At 66.2% G+C, this 19,829-nt stretch carries 20 protein-coding genes; all 20 read left to right on the top strand.

What is annotated here, in order from left to right; all coding sequences use genetic code 11:
* Positions 1–79: 79 nt before the first annotated feature.
* The 20 genes from E3O49_RS13280 (at position 80) to rplC (ending at position 19,827) form a co-directional block, all read left to right on the top strand.
* A complete protein-coding gene (locus tag E3O49_RS13280; RefSeq protein WP_244285307.1) occupies positions 80–4,288 on the top strand; it encodes an FtsK/SpoIIIE domain-containing protein in 4,209 nt (1,402 codons plus the stop codon).
* A gap of 8 nt (positions 4,289–4,296) precedes the next feature.
* Complete coding sequence (locus E3O49_RS13275; protein ID WP_134365600.1) at positions 4,297–4,626, top strand: hypothetical protein; 330 nt, start codon at positions 4,297–4,299, stop codon at positions 4,624–4,626.
* On the top strand, positions 4,623–5,915 hold the full coding sequence (locus E3O49_RS13270) for a hypothetical protein (RefSeq protein ID WP_134365601.1): 1,293 nt from the start codon (positions 4,623–4,625) through the stop codon (positions 5,913–5,915). Before E3O49_RS13275 ends, E3O49_RS13270 begins: the two co-directional genes overlap by 4 nt.
* Position 5,916: 1 nt before the next feature.
* The gene (locus tag E3O49_RS13265; RefSeq protein WP_134451749.1) at positions 5,917–6,456 is read left to right on the top strand and encodes a hypothetical protein; all 540 of its coding nucleotides are present in this window, start codon (positions 5,917–5,919) and stop codon (positions 6,454–6,456) included.
* Positions 6,453–7,061: a hypothetical protein gene (locus tag E3O49_RS13260; protein ID WP_134451748.1), complete on the top strand. Its 609-nt coding sequence runs from the start codon at positions 6,453–6,455 to the stop codon at positions 7,059–7,061. The genes E3O49_RS13265 and E3O49_RS13260 overlap by 4 nt, the downstream gene beginning before the upstream one ends.
* The gene (locus E3O49_RS13255; RefSeq protein WP_134365604.1) at positions 7,046–7,651 is read left to right on the top strand and encodes a hypothetical protein; all 606 of its coding nucleotides are present in this window, start codon (positions 7,046–7,048) and stop codon (positions 7,649–7,651) included. Before E3O49_RS13260 ends, E3O49_RS13255 begins: the two co-directional genes overlap by 16 nt.
* Before the next feature lie 61 nt (positions 7,652–7,712).
* Positions 7,713–7,997, top strand: a complete 285-nt coding sequence (locus tag E3O49_RS13250) for a WXG100 family type VII secretion target (protein WP_241976092.1) — start codon at positions 7,713–7,715, stop codon at positions 7,995–7,997.
* Between the two features lie 80 nt (positions 7,998–8,077).
* On the top strand, positions 8,078–8,377 hold the full coding sequence (locus E3O49_RS13245) for a hypothetical protein (RefSeq protein WP_134365605.1): 300 nt from the start codon (positions 8,078–8,080) through the stop codon (positions 8,375–8,377).
* Between the two features lie 2 nt (positions 8,378–8,379).
* Positions 8,380–10,245: a hypothetical protein gene (locus tag E3O49_RS13240; RefSeq protein WP_134405177.1), complete on the top strand. Its 1,866-nt coding sequence runs from the start codon at positions 8,380–8,382 to the stop codon at positions 10,243–10,245.
* Between the two features lie 118 nt (positions 10,246–10,363).
* Complete coding sequence (locus tag E3O49_RS13235) at positions 10,364–10,738, top strand: hypothetical protein (RefSeq protein ID WP_134365607.1); 375 nt, start codon at positions 10,364–10,366, stop codon at positions 10,736–10,738.
* On the top strand, positions 10,735–11,445 hold the full coding sequence (locus E3O49_RS13230; RefSeq protein WP_134403073.1) for a hypothetical protein: 711 nt from the start codon (positions 10,735–10,737) through the stop codon (positions 11,443–11,445). Before E3O49_RS13235 ends, E3O49_RS13230 begins: the two co-directional genes overlap by 4 nt.
* Before the next feature lie 76 nt (positions 11,446–11,521).
* Positions 11,522–12,175 (top strand): spermidine/putrescine ABC transporter substrate-binding protein, encoded by a 654-nt coding sequence (locus E3O49_RS13225; RefSeq protein WP_134365609.1) that lies wholly within the window; start codon positions 11,522–11,524, stop codon positions 12,173–12,175.
* A 318-nt stretch (positions 12,176–12,493) separates the two neighbouring features.
* Complete coding sequence (gene rpsL / locus E3O49_RS13220) at positions 12,494–12,868, top strand: 30S ribosomal protein S12 (protein WP_134365610.1); 375 nt, start codon at positions 12,494–12,496, stop codon at positions 12,866–12,868.
* Positions 12,868–13,338: a 30S ribosomal protein S7 gene (rpsG, locus tag E3O49_RS13215; RefSeq protein ID WP_066597688.1), complete on the top strand. Its 471-nt coding sequence runs from the start codon at positions 12,868–12,870 to the stop codon at positions 13,336–13,338. The genes rpsL and rpsG overlap by 1 nt, the downstream gene beginning before the upstream one ends.
* 105 nt (positions 13,339–13,443) lie before the next feature.
* Positions 13,444–15,558, top strand: coding sequence for an elongation factor G (gene fusA, locus E3O49_RS13210; protein WP_134365611.1), 2,115 nt, complete (start codon positions 13,444–13,446; stop codon positions 15,556–15,558).
* Positions 15,559–15,701: 143 nt separating this feature from the next.
* Positions 15,702–16,895, top strand: coding sequence for an elongation factor Tu (gene tuf, locus E3O49_RS13205; RefSeq protein ID WP_134363317.1), 1,194 nt, complete (start codon positions 15,702–15,704; stop codon positions 16,893–16,895).
* Between the two features lie 120 nt (positions 16,896–17,015).
* Positions 17,016–17,243: an Rv0909 family putative TA system antitoxin gene (locus E3O49_RS13200; protein WP_134365612.1), complete on the top strand. Its 228-nt coding sequence runs from the start codon at positions 17,016–17,018 to the stop codon at positions 17,241–17,243.
* 149 nt (positions 17,244–17,392) lie between these two features.
* A complete protein-coding gene (locus tag E3O49_RS13195; RefSeq protein ID WP_134451746.1) occupies positions 17,393–18,349 on the top strand; it encodes a hypothetical protein in 957 nt (318 codons plus the stop codon).
* 501 nt (positions 18,350–18,850) lie between these two features.
* Positions 18,851–19,159, top strand: a complete 309-nt coding sequence (gene rpsJ / locus E3O49_RS13190) for a 30S ribosomal protein S10 (protein WP_035834607.1) — start codon at positions 18,851–18,853, stop codon at positions 19,157–19,159.
* 8 nt (positions 19,160–19,167) lie between these two features.
* The gene (gene rplC, locus E3O49_RS13185; protein WP_134365614.1) at positions 19,168–19,827 is read left to right on the top strand and encodes a 50S ribosomal protein L3; all 660 of its coding nucleotides are present in this window, start codon (positions 19,168–19,170) and stop codon (positions 19,825–19,827) included.
* The last annotated feature ends 2 nt before the right edge of the window (positions 19,828–19,829 follow it).

Genomic DNA, 19,829 nt, shown 5'->3' with positions numbered 1-19,829 from the left:
GGCGCCCGGCGGCGCACGCTCGAGCGCCCGGGCGGCCCGGGGCGCCGGCCGCGGCCCGACCGCGGCCATCCTTCGCGTGATGAGCGGTCCCGACAAGGGTGCCGAGTTCCGTCTGCCGGTCGGCAACAGCACGATCGGCCGCATCCCCGGCAACGACGTCGTGCTCAACGACGAGCTCGTCTCCAAACGCCACGTGCGCGTGGAGGTCGGGCCCGGATCGATCGAGATCGTCGACCTCAACTCGGCCAACGGCATCCTGGTCGACGGCGGCCTCCTCTCCCGGGTGCGGCTGGTCACCGGGCAGTCCATCGTGCTCGGCGACACCGAACTGGCGGCGACGCTGGTGGCCGGCGCTCCCGTCGACCAGTCCGTGCAGGTTCTGGAGCGGGGCGGTTCGCTGCGCTTCAACCGTTCGCCGCAGGTCGAGCAGCGCTACCCGGGCCGGGAATTCCCCGCCCCCGCGATCCCGACCGACATCGAGCCGCAGCCGTTCCCGTGGCTGATGGTCATTTCGCCCGCGATCATGGGCATCGTCATGTTCGCGGTCACCCGCAACCCGCTGACCCTCACCTTCGTGGCGATGATGCCGATGATGGCGGTCGGCAGTCACTTCTCCCGCATCCAGGTCTCCAAGAACAAGCTCGCCACCACGGTGACGGCCTTCGAGACCCAGCTCGAAGACATCGAGACCCGGTTCGAAGAGGAGGAGCCGCTGGAGCGCGCGTCCCGGCTGCGCGAGTCCCCGTCGGTCGCCGAGGTCTACGGGGCCGCGATCGAACTGGGCCCGCTGCTCTGGACCCGCCGGCCCGAGCACTGGAACTTCCTCGACCTGCGCCTGGGCCTCGGCAGTATGCCCAGCCGCAACACGATCAACACCAAGGAGAACACCTCCGGCCTGCCGGTCTACCTGCGCATGGTGGACAAGCTGCAGGCGAAGGTCGCGCGGATCAGCGGTGTCCCCGTCGTCGAGAACCTGTTCCTGTCCGGCGCCCTGGGCGTCTGCGGCCCGGCCACGGATGTCGCCGACACGGTTCGGGCGATCACCGTGCAGTACGCGGGCATGCACTCCCCGGCCGAGGTCACGTTCGCGGCCATCCTGAGCCCCCGGTTCACGACCGAGTTCGAGTGGCTGAAGTGGCTGCCGCACACCTCGTCGCCGCAGAGCCGGCTGGCGGGCGTGCACCTGGCCAACAGCGCGGCGCTCGGCACGGCCATCCTGAACGCCCTCGAGGAACTGATCCAGAGTCGCAACTCCCAAAACGGCGGCGACGGCACCTCGCGCGGCTCGCACGAGGAGGGTGAGGCCGCGTCCCAGCGCGGCGCCCACGTCGGCCAGAGAACTCCCGAGTCCTCGTCGGCCACCGACGGCGCCGCCCTCGTGGTTCTGATCGACAACGACGCCCCGGTGGACCGGGCCCGGCTCGCGCAGATGCTCGAAGACGCCGCGGATGCTCGCATCTACCCGATCTGGATGGCCCCGAACGTCGAGGCGCTCCCCGCCGCCTGCCGCACCTTCGTCAACGTGGAGAACGGCCTCGCCCACGCCGAGGTCGGCTTCGTACGGCTGGGGATGACGGTTCCCGATGTGACCATCGAGGGGGTGTCCGTCGAGTACGCGCGCATCCTGGCCCGGCGCCTGGCCCCGATCATCGACGCCGGCGCCGTCATCACCGACGCCAGCGACCTGCCGCGCAGCGTGTCCATGGTGACGCTGATGGGGGAGGAGCTGGCCTCCGAACCCGGCACCGCGATCGAACGCTGGACCCAGAACAGCTCGATCAGCGACCGCTCCGGCGCCGCCCCGGTCCCGCGCAAACGAACCGGCACGCTGCGGGCGATCGTGGGGCAGTCCGCCCTCGACGCCATGCACCTCGACCTGCGCACCCAGGGCCCGCACGCTTTGGTCGGCGGCACCACGGGGTCGGGCAAGTCGGAGTTCCTGCAGGCCTGGGTGCTCGGCATGGCCGCCGAATACAGCCCGGACCGGGTGACCTTCCTGTTCGTGGACTACAAGGGCGGCTCAGCATTCGCGGAATGCACCCGGCTGCCGCACTGCGTCGGCCTGGTCACCGACCTCAGCCCGCACCTGGTGCGTCGCGCGCTGACGAGCCTGCGCGCCGAACTCCACTACCGGGAACACCTGTTCAACCGCAAGAAGGCCAAAGACCTGCTGGAGCTCGAGAAGCGCGGCGACCCGGACTGCCCGCCGGCCCTGGTCCTGGTCATCGACGAGTTCGCCGCGCTCGCCGGCGAAGTGCCCGAGTTCGTCGACGGAGTTGTGGACATCGCCCAGCGCGGCCGGTCCCTCGGCATCCACCTGATCATGGCCACCCAGCGGCCGGCCGGCGTCATCAAGGACAACCTGCGGGCCAACACGAACCTGCGCGTCGCCCTGCGGATGGCCGACGAGTCCGACTCGAAGGATGTCGTCGGCGACCCTATCGCCGGAACCTTCGACCCATCGATCCCCGGCCGGGCCATCGCCAAGACCGGTCCGGGGCGGCTGATCCCGTTCCAGTCCGGCTACGCGGGCGGCTGGACCACGGATGAACCCGACGTGGTCAGCGTGAAGGTCGGCGAGCTCCGGTTCGGCTCGCAGACGCCCTGGGAGGCGCCCGCCCACGAGTCGAACGAGCCGCGCGACCTCGGCCCCAACGACCAGGTGCGGATCGTGAGCAACCTCATCACCGCCGCGGCGCGCGCGGGTATCCCCGCCCCGCGCCGGCCGTGGCTGGACGACCTGCTCCCGGCCTACGACCTGCTCGCCCTGCGGCAGGGGCGGGACTCCATGATCGTGATGGGGGTCAGCGACATCCCCGAGAAGCAGCTGCAGGAGCCGGCCTTCTTCCGGCCGGACAAAGACGGCCACATGGCCATCTACGGAACCGGCGGAACGGGCAAGTCCGCCCTCCTCCGCACGCTGGCCATCTCCGCGGGCGCCAGCCCCGGCAGCGGCGCCGTGAACGTCTACGGGATCGACTTCGGAACCGGCAGCCTCCGCGGCGTCGAGGTCCTGCCCCACGTCGGTTCGATCGTCTCGGGCGACGACCACGAGCGGGTGGGCCGGCTCCTGCTGATGCTCCGGGCCGAACTCGACGCCCGGGCCCTGCGGTTCTCCGAGGTCAACGCCGCCAGCATCGGCGAGTACCGCGAGCTGGCCAAGGCCCCGGGGGAGGCGCGCATCCTGTTCCTGCTCGACGGCTTCGGCACGTTCCGCCAGGAATACGAGACCAGCCTCGCCCGCGGACCGCTCTACAACACCTTCATGCGCATCCTGGGCGAAGGGCGGCCGCTGGGCATCCACGTGGTCATCACGGCCGACCGGTACGGAAGCGTGCCGACCGCGGTCAACGCCAACATCCAGCGCCGGGTGGTGCTCCGCCTGCCCGACGAGTCCTCCTATCAGGTGCTGGATGTGCCCAAGGACGTCCTGAGCGAGCAGTCACCTCCCGGCCGGGCCATCGTCGATGGCTACGAAACCCAGCTGGCGATCATCGGGGGCACGCCGAACGTGGCGGCGCAGACGACGAGCACACAGGCGCTCGCCGCCCGGCTCCGCGCCGCCGGTGTGGCCGAGGCCCCGGTCGTGGGGGCGCTCCCGAAGGAGGTCTCCCTCCGCGAGCTGCCGGCATCCGTCAACGACCTGCCGGTGATCGGCATCTCGGACACGGCGCTGCAGCCGATGGGGTTCGAGCCGATGGGCACCATCGTCATCGGCGGGCCGCCCGTGAGCGGCAAGACCAACACCATCCGGGCCCTGGTGCGAACGATCGCGGCGTGGGACCCGGACGCGAAGTTCTTCCACATCGGCGGGCGTCGGTCGCAACTCGCGACGGACTACCCCTGGATGCGGAGCGCGGTCAAGGTCGACGACGCGGTCGCGCTGGTGAAGGAGCTGATCGAGGCCGTCACCGACGAGGGGGTCACCGACCGGCTGGTCATCGTGATCGAGAACGTGACCCAGTTCGCGGCCTCGCCGTTGGAGAAACCCCTGGTGGAGCTTGCGCAGAAGGTGAACCGCAGCGACCACACGCTCATCACCGACGTCGACATCGCGAACCTCGGCAGCAGCTTCGGTCTCGTCGGCGAGATGAAGGCCGCCCGCAAGGGGATCATCCTGAAACCGGACACGCACGACGGCGAGAGCGTCTTCAAGGTGCCGTTCCCCCGCGTCGCGCGGCACGAGTTCCCCGAGGGCCGCGGCCTCTACGTGCAGAACGGTTCCGTCTACCGCGTTCAGATTCCACTGGTGGCCGATAGCCTCAACGCAGACCGACGAAAGGGCTGATCAAGTCAATGGCACAGATCTGGCTGAACATGCAGGACCTCGCTGAGGTCTCCTCCGGGCTCAAGACGACGATCGACGAGTTCAAGGCCGCCGCCAAGAGCAACGACGATGGCGCGGGCGCGGTCGCGCACCCCGACGACCGCTCGGAACTCTTCGACGTCGTGCACGAGTTCGAGGCCGAGTGGGCGGCCAAGCGGGACAAGCTCAAGGGCGGCCTGGAGGACCTTCAGGAGCGTCTGGACGGCGTCATCGCCGGCTGGACCGCATTCGACCGGGAGGCGGCCAAGAGCATGGGGCACGCCGGCCACGACAACCAGCCCGTCGGAGGGATGAAATGACCCTCACGTCGCCCAGAGGCCACATCCTCCGGATCCTGGAGGGGTCGGCATCCGACGTCGACAGCCGCGGACGCAACCTGGTCGCCCTCGGCGACACCATGGACAGCACCGCCAGGGCGCTGCGGGAGATCAGCGAGGGCACCACCCAGATCGCCGAATCCGTGGACAAGGTGCGCAAGGTGGCCGGGGAGATCAACGGGGATCTGTCCAAGGCGGCAGTGCGCTACCGGATGACGGGGGAGACTCTCAAAGGCTACGCGGCGGCTCTGAAGGCGGCGCAGGACACGATCCACCCTCTGATCGACGACATCGAGACGGCGCACAGTGTGGCCGAGGACCGTCGTGACACGGCGGATTCCGCCTCGAGGGCGCTGAGCGGCCTCGACACCACCTGGCTGTGGGAGACCGAGCCGACACCGCAGGATCGGGCGCAGGCGGTGTCGGCCGATGACGCCGCCGCGAGTTCCGCGCGCAGCGCGGACAACAACCTCGACGGGCTCTGGGACACCTTCGAGAGCGCGTTCAGCGTGTGGGCGGAAGCCTACGACGATGCGGTCGGCGGAATCGACACGGCGATGGACACCGCGGGCAACAACGACACCTGGGTCGAGGACCTGACCAAATTCCTCGACACGATCAGCTCGGTGCTGCTCGTGCTCGCCGTCGTCGCCCTGTTCCTGACCGGGCCCATCGCCCTGTTCGTGATGGCCCTGGTCGTGGTGTTATCCGTCGTGTCCCTGATCGGACACGTGACTCTGGCGGCCACGGGCAACGGCTCCTGGGTCGACGTGGGCCTCGATGTCTTCGGGCTGGTCACCTTCGGAATCGGCGCTGCGGGAGCGAAATCGGTTTCAGCCGTCCTGCGCGGCCCGGAAATGAGGGCCGTCTTCGCCGGGGGACGGGATTCCGTCCAGGTGGGTCTGCGCGCTGCAATGCCGACGAGCAATTGGCGCCTGGTGAATCGCTTCCGGGACGTGCAGGCCTTCGCCGGCTCCCGCTTGCAGACCATTCCGCCGTTCTTCAACAATCCGTGGAACACCCTCCGCGGCGGCAGCGCGAACGTGGGACAGTACATGGGCTTCCGCAACAATATCGACGAGACGTTCGGCCATCTCCCCGAGGTTGCGGAGTGGGTCAGGGGCGCGGGTCGCGAAGGGGTGCCCGTTCTCAGGGAACAGGTGAAGAACGTGGCCCTGTCCGGCGGCGGCACCCTCGTAGCCGCCTACGACAAGATCGCCGGCACATTCGACCAGGGCTACATCTCGTTCAAGAACAGCGTGGTCTCCTGACATGGGCCGACCATCAGGACGCACCTCTCCGCAGGCATCCGCGGCCAGGCCGAAACTCGACAAGGCGCGTGGCGGGTTCATGGCCGGGTCGCTGCTGATGGCCGCGTTCCTGCTGCTGACGGTGCTGAACGGGCTCCTCGCCGGCGGCCACATGGGGCCCGGGGACGGGGAGCGACTGTACCGGGGCGCCATCGAATGGCCGTGGATTCCACTGCCTGCCTGGCTGGTGATCGCCGTCGCCCTCATCGCCCCGGTCTCGGTTGCGATGATGCTGCGCCACTTCACCAGAGACGACCGCCCCCTGCTCGTCTACCTCGTCATGATGACCCTGGTCATCTACGTGATGCTCCCCCTCCTGTACAGCACCATGTACCGTGACCCGACGGGCCTCCCGGTCGGCGTCGACTCCTATGGGGGTTTCGGCTGGCATTGGATCGGCTCGGTGTTTCAGGTGGTGACGCTGTCGATGATCCTGTTCCGGGCACTCCTGTTGACGCTGCAGAAGCCGCGCGCGCTCGAGCCGGCGGAGGTGTCGCTGTGAGCCTCGCCAGCGAGCTCAAGGGCTCCCGTGCCGCCGCCGAGCTCACGTACACGCTCGTCTTCCCGCCCGGATGGGCCGAGTACGGCATCGACCGCGAAGCCGAGGCCCAGCTTGTCCAGAACGCCCGGGACCTCTACCGCGACGGCGGACGGCCGGACATCGCGCTGGACGTTCGCACGCGCATCCACGTGTATTTCGCCCGGGTCCGCAAAATCGGTGCGACGGCCATGTACCTCCCGATCAAACGCGTCGACGACATCGTTCTGCCGGTCTCCATCGTGGCGGTCCCGTTCAGAGCGGCGCCGGGAACCACCCTCGTCTCGGCGGTCGACCGTCTCGCCGGCGGCCGGGCCGAAGCGGTGCAGCTGCCGCAGGGTCCCGCCTGGCGCTGGCAGGAGGAACGAAACCGGGTCGACGGCGAGGAGGGTCTCTCGTCATTACTGATCCACTACCTCGTTCCGGCACCGGGGGAGCGGCCCGGCACGGGCCTCGTGCTCTCCTACGCGATTCTCCATCTCACCGGCGACGAAGGCGACGAGTTCGTGACCGTCCTCGCCGGGCTCTTCGAGCCGATAGCAGGGACATTCCGGTGGAAACAGAACTAGCGGGCTACCTCGTCGGGTACGACACCGACGTCTGGATCGACGTTCCCCTGCACTTCCCGGAACAGGACTGGGCGACCCGTGACGACTGGGCCAGGGACGTGGCCGAGCGCACGGGCCGAGAAATGCCCGAACCCGAGACCACCATCGGCCGGTTCTACGAGACGGCCAGGGAGATCGCCGCTTTCAGCGTGCCGGATGCCGCCAAACGGTTCTGGTACTTCCCGGTCGCCGGCTCCTTCCTCTCGGTCGCGCATCTGTACACCGCGTCGCGAGCCGAGCTCGGCGAGGCGAGCCTGGAAGACTGCGCCGGTTCCGCCGAGTCTTCGCTGACCGTCCCCGTCGTCGCCGAGATCGAGTCGGACGGATTCGGCCGGCTGGTGCGTGTGCTCTCCACGACGTCGCTGGAACAGGAAGACGGCTCCAACCGCGTCGTCGGCTGCGCCCGGCTGGTCGGCGAAGCGGCGGGACACGTCTTCCTGCTCGAGGTCATCGATGACAACCTCGGCCGGATCGCCCTGATGCTGGACGGCCTGAAGGCGCTGATGGAAGCCATCCGGATTGTTCCGGCAGAAGAGTCCCAGACCAGATAGCGTTACAGCAGTACTCGATCACTCCTATGGGGGAGTGGGGAACCGATCGAAAGGCTTATCAATGACATTCCACGCCAGCTATGACGCCATGGAGCAGACCGCCGGAGTTCTCGAAAGCGGCGCTGAAGACATCAAGGGCCAGCTGCACTCGCTGCTCGGCAAGGTCGAAGAACTGCTCGGCGAGGGCTTCAAGACCGACCTCGCGTCCGGCAAGTTCGGCGAGGGCTACAACGAACTCAACAACGGTGTGAACACGGCCGTCGCCGGCATCACCGACATGGCCAACGCGCTGCGCTCCATGTCGCAGAAGACCCGCGAGCACGACGCTTCCATGGCCGGAAGCTAGTCACACTCGTCTGAACGAGTAGTTCGAGGGCGGTTTCGCGAGAAGCCGCCCTCGTCACGCACAATCTGGGGGGAATGCGGATGTCGGACGGTGTGCACCTTGACCTGTCGCTGATTTCTGCCGCCGCGTCCAACGCGACCGGCGTCAAGACATCGTTCGCCGAGTCCGCGGACAGCTCGGGTCGCGCCGCGGACGCCTGCGGCCATGTCGGACTGGCCGAGGCCGTGCAGGACTTCGCCGACACCTGGGACGACCGGCGGGCCGGCTACGTCGAGAACCTCGGCCGGCTCGCGAAATCGCTGACGGACATCCACACCTCGTTCCGGGAACTCGACCAGAAACTCTCCGGCTCCACCGAACCCGCACCGATGCAGGCCTGAGCGTGCAGCGACTCGCGGGTGACCCGGCGGTGGTGCTCGAAACCGGTCTGCGCTACGCGGACACGGCGACGGCCATCCGAGCGGCCGTGCGCCAGCTCACGGCGATCGCCAACCCGGATGCCATGCACGGCCTGGCCATCGCCCGGGTGCGTTCAGACGCCGCCGCGCTGGCCGCGGATATCTCCCAGGCCGAGTCCCGCTACAGCGAGACCGGCGACGCCCTCGTCGCGTACGCCGCAGCCCTCGAGGCGGCGCAGGACGACGCCGATCAGGCGATCGCCGAATTCGAGGCCGCCGCCGACGACCTGAACGACGCGGAACGCGTGCAGAGCAGGCTCCGGGTGACCCAGCTCGCCGAAACACTCGCGGACGCGCTGATCGTGACGGCGCCGCCGCCGCCACGCACGACTACGGCGGACCTCGCCCGGGTCACCGGTTCGATCTCCGGCCTCTCCGACCGGAAGGATGCCGCCGAGCGCCGCTACCACCAGGCGTGCGAGGACCGCGACCGGGCGGCCGTGAACGCCCGCAACCGCATCGTCGACGTCGTCGCCGGCAGCGACCTCAACGACTCCATCTGGGACGACATCAGCGGGTTTCTCACCGCGGTCGCCGACTTCATCGGCCAGGCCATCGACGTCATCGTCTCGGTGCTCGCCGCCATCGTGCTCGCCGTCCTGGCGCTGGTCGCCGCGGTGATCCTGCTCATCGCCGCGGTCGTCGCATTCGGCCTCGCCGTACTCGCGCTCGTTGCCGCCGCCGCCATCGCGCTGGCCGTGATCGCGGTCGCCCTCGCGCTGGCGGTGGCGGTCGCCGTCGTCCTGGTCCTGGCCGCGGCGATCGTCGCGGCCACCGCAATCGCGCTCGCCCTCGCGGTGATCGTCGCGGCAGCCGTCGTGCTGACCGTGGTGCTGGCCCATCTGGCCATTTTCCTGGCCGCTACCGTCTACCTGGCCACCGCCTTGATCCTGCAGGGTGGCGATCCGCTGGACTCGCTCGTGCAGTCGGCCATCGTCGCGCTGATGGCGACGGTTCCCGTGGCCTGGTTGCTCGTCGGCGCCGCCGGCTGGGGGGAACGAGCCGAGCCGAAGCGCGTCGCCCACCGAGACGCGAAGCTCGTGGCCCACGCCAGCTTCGAGACCATGTTCCAGGACCTGATGGACATCGATGACGCAGGGCACACGAACGACGAGAAGGACACCAACCAGGAATCCGTCGTCAGAATCACCACCATCACGGGCCCGAACGGTGAACTGATCTACAAGATCGCCGTGCCCAGCACGCAGCAGTGGCTACCGGGCGGCACCAGCGCCAACGACGGCGCGAGCGACGCCGCCGCCAAGATGGTCCTCGGGCAGCGCACGCAACTCGAGAAAGCGGTAATGGACGCGATGAAGCAGCAGGAGATCCCCGACGGCGCACACGTCATGCTCACCGGTTGGAGCCTCGGCGGGATCACGGCCGGCAACCTGGCCGCCGACCCCGTGTTCAGCCGCACCTACAAGGTCGACGCCCTGGTGACCGCCGGCGCCTCGCTCGACGACATGCCGATCCCGCTGCACACGAAGGTACTCGATGTGAGCCACCTGACCGATCCGGTCCCGCGCACCGAGAACCCCTTTCTGGCCGACCACAGCAACGACGGTAACCGGTACAAGATCGATGTTCCCGCCCCGGGCGGGGCCGGCGAAGACCTGGGACACAACCCAGAAAAATATCAGGAGACGTTCAGAACTCATGTCGACAAGGCAACCGGGGGTGCCGTCCTCGATTTCAAGGCGGCCGGCGGCTCAGACAGCAGTGTGGGCATCGCCGATTACTTCGGCGACGCGGTCGACGGCGACGACTATTCCTACACACGTGGCTGAGCGGGCGAGATGGCGTCGCTTGACTGTGCTCGCGGCGGCCGTCTCCGTCACCCTGGCCCTCGCTGCCTGTGCCCCCCAGCCTTCCCCATCGTCACAATCCGCGCCACCGGAGGCAAACATGAACACGGAGCAGGTCACCGAATCGCTGAAAGCCATTGACGGGGTTGAAGACGCCACGGTTACGGTTGCGTTGAACGGATTTCCGGGCAACTACCGGTCGACGACGAGGCTCACAGTCACCGCCGAGGGCGACGCGGCCCTGGGCGAGGTCCTCCGCCAGACGGCATCCGTCATCTGGGCTGAATACGGCACACAATTACCCCAGTACCGTTTCGCCGTCGAGGCTCCCTGGCCCGGCGGTCCCCAACCCCTCCAGCTGGTAGTCCTCAGGGACCGCCAGGCGGAGTTCGGTTTCACCCAGGGGAAGTACCTCGGCACCCACCTCATCCTCACCAGGGAGGAGCTGGCCGCGATGTTCGGCGCTGCGGAATGAGTGCGAGCCCGCAGCATCCGTCGCTCCAATTCGAGCTCCCGGGTGCCTGGTGGCGAATCCCGGTCGACTCGATTGACTCGGCCGCCGCGTCCGTCAAGAAACTCGTCGCGCACAAGTTCGGACGCAACTCCAGCGAGGCGACGTTTCGCGCGCAGCAGCGCAAAGCCATGTCGGCAGCGGTGACGCACGCGATCGAGGGCGGGGCGACCGAGTTCCACGTGTCCCTCAAGCTCGACAAGCGGATCACCTTCGCGTCCACGCTGACCGTCTACCGGCCGGCGCTCACCTTCCCCGGCCAGAGCACCGAGCCGCCCGTCATCATGGATGCCCTGGCGCTGGGCCTGGTACGCGGCGACGGGTCTGACCGGGAGGACGGCGCGGATCACTGGGCCGTCCTCGAGGGCGAGGGCGCGATCCTGTTCGAGAAGGGCCGGTCGTACGTGCTGCGGCGCACCAGCGATCACGAGCAGCCGGGCCGCGGTCCCGACGTCGAGTCCTATACCGCCATCAAGGCCGACTACTGGATCACGGTGCCGGGCGCGAGCGCCGTGCTCCTGGTGACCTTCTCGTCGCCCCTCGCCGAGCTCGGCCCCCTGCTGGTGGAGCTCTACGATGCGATCATCGACTCCGCGGTCTGGACCGGGCTGCCGGAGGCTCCCGCCGCCGGGAACCTGGCCGACGAACTCCGCACGAAGGCCCGCCCCTGAGCGTTCCCGGGGCGCTGACGGATGCCCCCAAAACTGGTCAGCCGTTCGGCGAGGCAATCGAGTACCCTTAATACTCATGGACGGTTCCATCGAGTCACGCGTGGACCACGAGGTCGACGACTGGCTGAATTGGCTGCCCCGCTGGCGCCCGGGCACACACCGAGGTCGCGCCCGCCTCTGCCGCACCTGCTTCGGGTCGCCCATCATCGGTGCCGCCGGCCTCACCACGGATGTCCCGCACGCCGTGCAGCACGCGCTGTCCATGCGCATCAAGCGCGTGATCGACGCGGACGTCGACGAGTACACCGAGGCGCACCTGCCGCTGCTCCGCCGCGAGATCCACCTCAACGAGCAACGCAAGGCCGCCGCGAGCTACCAGCCGACCGAAGGCCTGGACCCGGCCTACACGGGGCTCGACCTGGATCCGCCCGCCACGCCCGACGCCCCCTACCTCTTCACCTTCGCTGACCTCGCCCGGCCCGAAGAGCCCTCGGCCGCGCCAGTCGCCCCACCGCCGCTGAGCGTCGAGGAGAAGGCCGCCATCCGTGCCGAACTCAAACTCGCCGACGAGCACGCGGCCCTGGTCGGCCGAAAGGTTTGCGCGGAGCTGTCCCGGCACCAGGCACGGATGCGCCGGGCAGTCTCCGACTTCGTCGAACCCTGGGTGCTGGCCCTGCTGGCAGACCTCGACACCGCCCTCGATTCACCGCTCTGGCCGCGCGGCATCTGAACAACACCTGAACGAACCCCCCGGACGTGGTAATCCATTTGACCGGGCTGCCACCGTCAAGTTAGTATTTCGGGGTGTGCGCTTTGTCGTGCGCTTGAGTTATGCCACCGCGATTTTGTCGTGCTGCACCTTAGGCGCCGCGACCGGGCACTCACTCAGGGTTTGTTCTCCGAGCAGCCCCCACGGCATACCCACCTGAACAAGCGGACTCGTCTGCGTGCCTCGGTGGGTCCAGATGAACTCGATCCAGGCGGCAACGTGCAGGGTCGAATGCTAATCACAAAGCTGTCACCGTGCAGCAATAACGAGGAGTAATTAGTGCCCACCATTCAGCAGTTGGTCAGAAAGGGACGCAGCCCCAAGGTCACCAAGACCAAGGCTCCCGCCCTGAAGTCCAACCCCCAGCAGCGCGGCGTTTGCACCCGCGTCTACACGACGACCCCGAAGAAGCCGAACTCGGCTCTCCGCAAGGTCGCCCGCGTCAAGCTGTCGAACGGTACCGAGATCACCGCCTACATCCCCGGCGAGGGTCACAACCTGCAGGAGCACTCGATGGTGCTCGTCCGCGGCGGTCGCGTCAAGGACCTTCCCGGTGTTCGATACAAGATCGTTCGTGGCGCACTGGACACCCAGGCCGTCAAGAACCGCAAGCAGGCTCGTAGCCGCTACGGCGCCAAGATGGAGAAGAAGTAATGCCTCGTAAAGGCCCAGCGCCCAAGCGTCCCGTTATCGCTGACCCGGTATACGGCGCCCCCATCGTCTCCCAGCTCGTCAACAAGATCCTCCTCGACGGCAAAAAGGGCCTCGCCGAGCGCATCGTTTACGATGCACTCGAAGGCGTCGTTGCCAAGAACGGTGCGGATGCTGTCGTCACGCTGAAGAAGGCACTCGACAACGTTCGTCCCACCCTTGAGGTGCGTTCGCGCCGCGTGGGTGGTTCCACCTACCAGGTGCCCGTCGAAGTCAAGCCGCACCGCGCCAACACCCTGGCCCTCCGATGGTTGACCAGCTACGCCAAGGCTCGTCGCGAGAAGACCATGACCGAGCGTCTCACCAACGAAATCCTCGACGCATCCAACGGCCTCGGTGCCGCTGTGAAGCGCCGCGAGGACACGCACAAGATGGCCGAGGCGAACAAGGCCTTCGCTCACTACCGCTGGTAGTCGCGTTCCGGAGTCCGGGCTTGTCGGGATCAGATCTCGACGGGCCCGGATACCGGATGCCCTGTTTCGCACCACGCACCATAAGCAAACTTCCGGAGGACCCCCGTGGCACTTGACGTGCTCACCGACCTGAGTAAGGTCCGCAACATCGGCATCATGGCTCACATTGATGCTGGCAAGACCACCGTCACTGAGCGCATCCTGTACTACACGGGTGTCAATCACAAGATCGGCGAGACGCACGACGGCGCCTCGACCATGGACTGGATGGCGCAGGAGCAGGAACGTGGCATCACCATCACGTCTGCCGCGACGACCTGTTTCTGGGCTGAAAACCAGATCAACATCATCGACACCCCCGGCCACGTCGACTTCACCGTTGAGGTGGAGCGTTCGCTCCGCGTCCTCGACGGCGCCGTCGCAGTGTTCGACGGCAAGGAGGGCGTTGAGCCCCAGTCCGAGACCGTCTGGCGTCAGGCCGACAAGTACGACGTGCCCCGCATCTGCTTCGTCAACAAGATGGACAAGCTCGGCGCCGACTTCTTCTACACCGTCGACACGATCGTCAAGCGCCTCGGCGCGAAGCCGCTCGTCCTCCAGCTGCCGATCGGCGCCGAGAACACCTTCGAAGGTGTTGTCGACCTCGTCGAGATGCGTGCACTGACCTGGCGCGGCGACTCCAAGGGTGACGTCGAGATGGGCTCCAAGTACGCTATCGAAGAGATCCCGGCCGACCTCGTCGACCAGGCTGCGGTCTACCGCAAGCTGCTCCTCGAGACCGTTGCCGAGACCGACGACGACCTGATGGAGAAGTACTTCTCCGGCGAGGAACTCACGGTCTCCGAGATCAAGCACGCGATCCGCAAGCTCACCGTCTCCAGCGAGATCTACCCGGTCCTCTGTGGCTCGGCGTTCAAGAACCGCGGCGTTCAGCCGATGCTCGACGCCGTCATCGACTACCTCCCCACCCCGCTCGACGTGCCGGCCATCGAGGCCCACGACCCGCGCGATGAGGAAAAGGTCATCATGCGCCACCCGGATGCGACGGAGCCGTTCACGGCCCTCGCGTTCAAGGTTGCCGTTCACCCGTTCTTCGGTCGTCTGACCTATGTGCGCGTTTACTCCGGTCACCTTGACTCCGGTGCCCAGGTCATCAACTCGACCAAGGGCAAGAAGGAGCGCATCGGCAAGATCTTCCAGATGCACGCCAACAAGGAGAACCCTGTGGCCTTCGTGACCGCCGGTCACATCTACGCGGTCATCGGCCTCAAGGACACGACCACGGGTGACACCCTGTGCGACCCGAACGCGCAGGTCGTGCTCGAGTCGATGACGTTCCCTGACCCGGTCATCGAGGTTGCGATCGAGCCGAAGACCAAGCAGGACCAGGAAAAGCTGGGTCTCGCGATCCAGAAGCTGGCCGAAGAAGACCCGACCTTCCGCACCGAGCAGAACCAGGAAACTGGTCAGACGGTCATCAAGGGAATGGGCGAGCTCCACCTGGACATCCTCGTCGACCGGATGCGGCGTGAATTCAACGTCGAAGCCAACGTCGGCAAGCCCCAGGTCGCCTACCGCGAGACGATCCGTCGCGCGGTCGAGCGTCACGACTACACGCACAAGAAGCAGACCGGTGGATCCGGGCAGTTCGCGAAGATTCAGATCGCGATCGAGCCGCTCGAGATCACTGCCGATAAGAGCTACGAGTTCGTCAACAAGGTCACGGGTGGCCGCATCCCCCGGGAGTACATCCCCTCGGTGGACGCAGGAATCCAGGATGCGCTGCACGTTGGCGTCCTGGCCGGCTACCCGATGGTGGGCGTCAAGGCAAGCCTGCTTGACGGCGCCGCGCACGACGTCGACTCCTCGGAGATGGCGTTCAAGATCGCCGGCTCGATGGGCTTCAAGGAAGCCGTTCGTAAGGCTGATCCCGTTCTGCTCGAGCCGCTGATGGCCGTCGAGGTACGTACGCCCGAGGAATACATGGGCGACGTCATCGGCGACCTGAACTCGCGTCGTGGACAGATCCAGACCATGGAGGACGCTCAGGGCGTGAAGGTAATTCGCGCCAACGTGCCGCTGTCGGAGATGTTCGGATACATCGGTGACCTGAGGTCGAAGACCTCTGGCCGCGCCGTGTACTCGATGACCTTCGAGAGCTATGCGGAGGTCCCCCGGGCTGTGGCCGAAGAGATCATTCAGAAGAACAAGGGCGAATAGCCCGGGGCCTTCGGGCCTTTCAGGGCCCCATGGCCCGAATCGCTTCGGCCTCCCGGCCCGAGTAACATAAGTACACAAATCCAGCAGTTTCACCGCCCGCATCCAGCGGGCGGTGAAGCCGAGAGTCCTGAGGAGGACCCACAGTGGCCAAGGCCAAGTTCGAGCGGACCAAGCCGCACGTAAACATCGGAACGATCGGTCACGTTGACCACGGAAAGACCACGCTGACTGCAGCGATCTCCAAGGTCCTCGCCGACACGTACCCGTCCAAGACAAACGTTCAGCGCGACTTCGCGTCGATCGACTCTGCTCCGGAAGAACGCCAGCGCGGCATCACGATCAACATCTCGCACGTTGAGTACGAGACCGAAAAGCGTCACTATGCGCACGTTGACGCACCGGGCCACGCTGACTACATCAAGAACATGATCACCGGTGCTGCTCAGATGGACGGCGCGATCCTCGTGGTTGCCGCTACTGACGGCCCGATGGCTCAGACCCGTGAGCACGTTCTGCTCGCGAAGCAGGTCGGCGTGCCGTCCCTGCTCGTCGCGCTGAACAAGTCCGACATGGTTGACGACGAAGAGATCCTTGAGCTCGTTGAGCTCGAGGTTCGCGAACTCCTCACCGCCCAGGGCTTCGACGGCGACAACGCTCCCGTCGTGCGCGTCTCCGCACTCAAGGCGCTTGAAGGCGACGAGAAGTGGGTCGGCAACATCCTTGAGCTGATGAAGGCTGTCGACGACTACTTCCCGGAGCCCGTCCGCGACAAGGACAAGCCCTTCCTGATGCCGATCGAGGACGTCTTCACGATCACCGGTCGTGGAACCGTCGTCACCGGCCGCGCCGAGCGTGGAACCCTCAAGATCAACTCCGAGGTCGAGGTTGTCGGCATCCGCCCGACCATCAAGACCACGGTCACTGGTATCGAGATGTTCCACAAGCAGCTCGACGAGGCATGGGCCGGCGAGAACTGTGGTCTTCTTCTTCGTGGCACCAAGCGCGAAGACGTCGAGCGCGGCCAGGTTGTCGTCAAGCCGGGTTCGGTCACGCCGCACACCGACTTCGAGGGCACCGCGTACATCCTGTCAAAGGATGAGGGTGGGCGTCACAACCCGTTCTACGCGAACTACCGCCCGCAGTTCTACTTCCGCACCACGGACGTCACCGGCGTCATCACGCTGCCTGAGGGCACCGAGATGGTCATGCCCGGCGACACCACCGACATGAACGTCGCGCTGATCCAGCCGATCGCCATGGAAGAGGGCCTCGGCTTCGCCATTCGTGAAGGTGGCCGCACCGTCGGTGCCGGAACGGTGACCAAGATCATCAAGTAGTTCCCTTCAAGAAACGGGGTCGGCCCTTCGGGGGCCGGCCCCTTTTTTGTACCCGTTTCGTGCGGGGAGCCGGAGTACTTTGGATACGGCTGCGCCGCACAGCCGGAGAAGGAGAAGACCATGGGCTTGGACGACATCACCAAGAAGGCCAAAGCGTTCCTGAATGACAACAGGGTCAAGGACGCGCTGACAAGCGAGCAGGCCGAGGAAATGAGCGACAAGGTGCTCGGAGCCACCGCCGATGCGGCCAACAAGGTCACCGGCGGCAAATACGAGGAGCAGATCGAGGGCGCGCGCACCTCCGCCGACGACAAGATCGGCACCGACGACAAGCCCCCCGCCACCTAACGCCCTCTCTCGGGCCCTCGACCGGAACGGGAACTGTCGTACCGGCATCCGGGAGAAGATGACTCCTCCCGGCCCCTCGACGTGGGCTGGAGCACACAGTTCCGGCGCAACACGCCTCGGACGGTGGCTGTCGTCTCGATCCTGATCGGATGAGACACAACGACATCACCAATCGATCCGGCCTCGTTCTGGTCAGGGACATCGTAGGCATCGAACAGGACGACAGGACCCTGAGGCGCGACCATGCGGTGGGCGCCAGGGAGCGCATCCGTCGCGGAGCCTATGTCGATGACGCGCTTTGGGCGTCCATGACCCCAGCCGATCGATACCGCGCGCGAATCCTGGCGGCGGTTCGCACCCGGCGACGGATGCCCGTGGTGGCCTTCGACTCGGCGGCCGCGCTGTGGGGCTATCCGAGGGCCAGCGCCTGGCCCGGCGTCGTACACCTGATCGTCAACCCGGAGTCGGCCGCACGGAGCAAGAACGGGGTCACGATTCACCGTGAGGGGCTGGAAGCGGGGGACGTCGTCGAAATGGAAGGCATTCTGGTGACAAGTCCCCAGCGAACGCTGGTGGATCTCGCCCGCGCGGCGCAATTCCGGGACAGCGTGGCGGCGATCGACTGTGCTCTCAATCCTGAGCGGAGCACGAACTACAATCAAGTCACGAAAGACCAGCTCCTAGAGGCGCACGAGCGGGTGGTGTCCCCGCGGGGCGGGCGGCAGTCGCTGAAAGCGATCAAGTTCGGGAACGGCCTCGCGGACAATGCGGGCGAGTCCGAGAGCAGGGTTGTCATCTTCGAGCTGGGATTCCCTGACCCCGTCCTTCAGCGTCAGCACGTCAACCCAAACGGTGGTCACTACTTCACGGATACCGAATGGCCGGAGTATCGAACGATCGGTGAGCTCGACGGACGCGGAAAATACCTGAAGGAGGAGTACCTCAGTTCGATGTCCCCGGGTGAGGCCGTTTACGCGGAGAAAATCCGTGAGGACCATCTCAGGGCTGAGGGCAACGTCTTCGCGCGCTGGGGGATTCCGGACATCCGCGAACCATGGCGGTTGCAGCGCATCCTGAGCAAGGCGGGACTCCCGCTGGTGCGGTGAGTGTGCCCGTTCCGGTCGAGAGTGACCGCCGCAGCGGTCACTCTCGACCGGAACGGGCACTTTGGACGGCCTGAGAGGTGCGGGGGAGCCCCGGAACGACGCGGAAGTGGCGACACGCCGCCCGCGACACGCCCGGGTTGCACAATGACCCGACCCTGTGGCAGACTCTTCTAGTTCAACACTTTCGACTGCCGCGCTGCTCGCGGTATCGGGATCACTGCCAGGCAGTGCATAGCTTGTGCCGTTCGCCGTAAAAAGCGCCAGGTGCACAGTTAGGCCGCGGGTAGCAGGACATAGAAGAAACCAACAGCCGGGAATGCTGGGCAAATCCATGCCTTCCCTCATGCGCGAGTGTGGAGAAGCGAGTTGGCTCGGTACTCGCCGCCTGGCGGTGGGCATCGAAATTGACAGATGAACAGTGGTGCGATAGCAGCAGTGCTACTACGGCGTCCAATGCAGCCCTCGGGATGTACGAAGCCTTGACAAGAAAGCGAGTTCGACATGGCGGGACAGAAAATCCGCATTCGACTTAAGTCGTATGACCACGAGGTCATCGACATCTCGGCGCGCAAGATCGTCGACACAGTGACCCGCGCGGGTGCGACTGTCGTCGGCCCCGTGCCGCTTCCGACCGAGAAGAACGTGGTGTGTGTCATCCGTTCCCCTCACAAGTACAAGGACAGCCGGGAGCACTTTGAAATGCGCACCCACAAGCGTCTGATCGACATCATTGACCCGACCCCGAAGGCCGTTGACTCGCTTATGCGTCTCGACCTCCCGGCGGACGTCAACATCGAGATCAAGCTCTAGGGCCCGCGATGTCTTACTCCGATACCAAGACCACCAAGGGTCTCCTCGGCAAGAAGCTCGGTATGACCCAGGTCTGGGACGAGAACAACAAGCTCGTTCCCGTCACCGTCATCGAGATCTCGCCCAACGTTGTCACCCAGATCCGCAGCAAGGACATCGACGGCTACGCCGGCGTCCAGATCGCTGCTGGGGCTATCGACCCGCGCAAGGTCAACAAGCCATCCGCCGGACACTTCGAAAAGGCCGGCGTCACGCCTCGCCGCCACCTCACCGAGCTCCGCACCGCGGATGCCGCTGACTACACCCTGGGCCAGGAACTCACCGTTGACGGTGTGTTCGCTGCCGGCACCAAGGTCGACGTCATGGGCACCAGTAAGGGTAAGGGTTTCGCCGGTGTCATGAAGCGTCACAACTTCAAGGGTGTCTCTTCCTCTCACGGTTCACACCGCAACCACCGCAAGCCCGGTTCCATCGGTGCTTCCTCGACCCCGAGCCGTGTCTTCAAGGGCATGCGCATGGCCGGTCGTATGGGTGGCGAGCGCGTCACTGTGCTGAACCTCAAGGTGCACTCGGTTGACGCCGAGAAGGGCCTCCTGCTGGTCAAGGGCGCCGTTCCCGGTGCTCGTGGCCGCCTCGTATTCGTCCGCAACGCAGTGAAGGGAGCGTAGTC

Source organism: Cryobacterium shii (assembly GCF_004402595.1).
Lineage (GTDB): Bacteria > Actinomycetota > Actinomycetes > Actinomycetales > Microbacteriaceae > Cryobacterium > Cryobacterium shii.
This window is presented reverse-complemented; position numbering and strand designations above follow the sequence as displayed.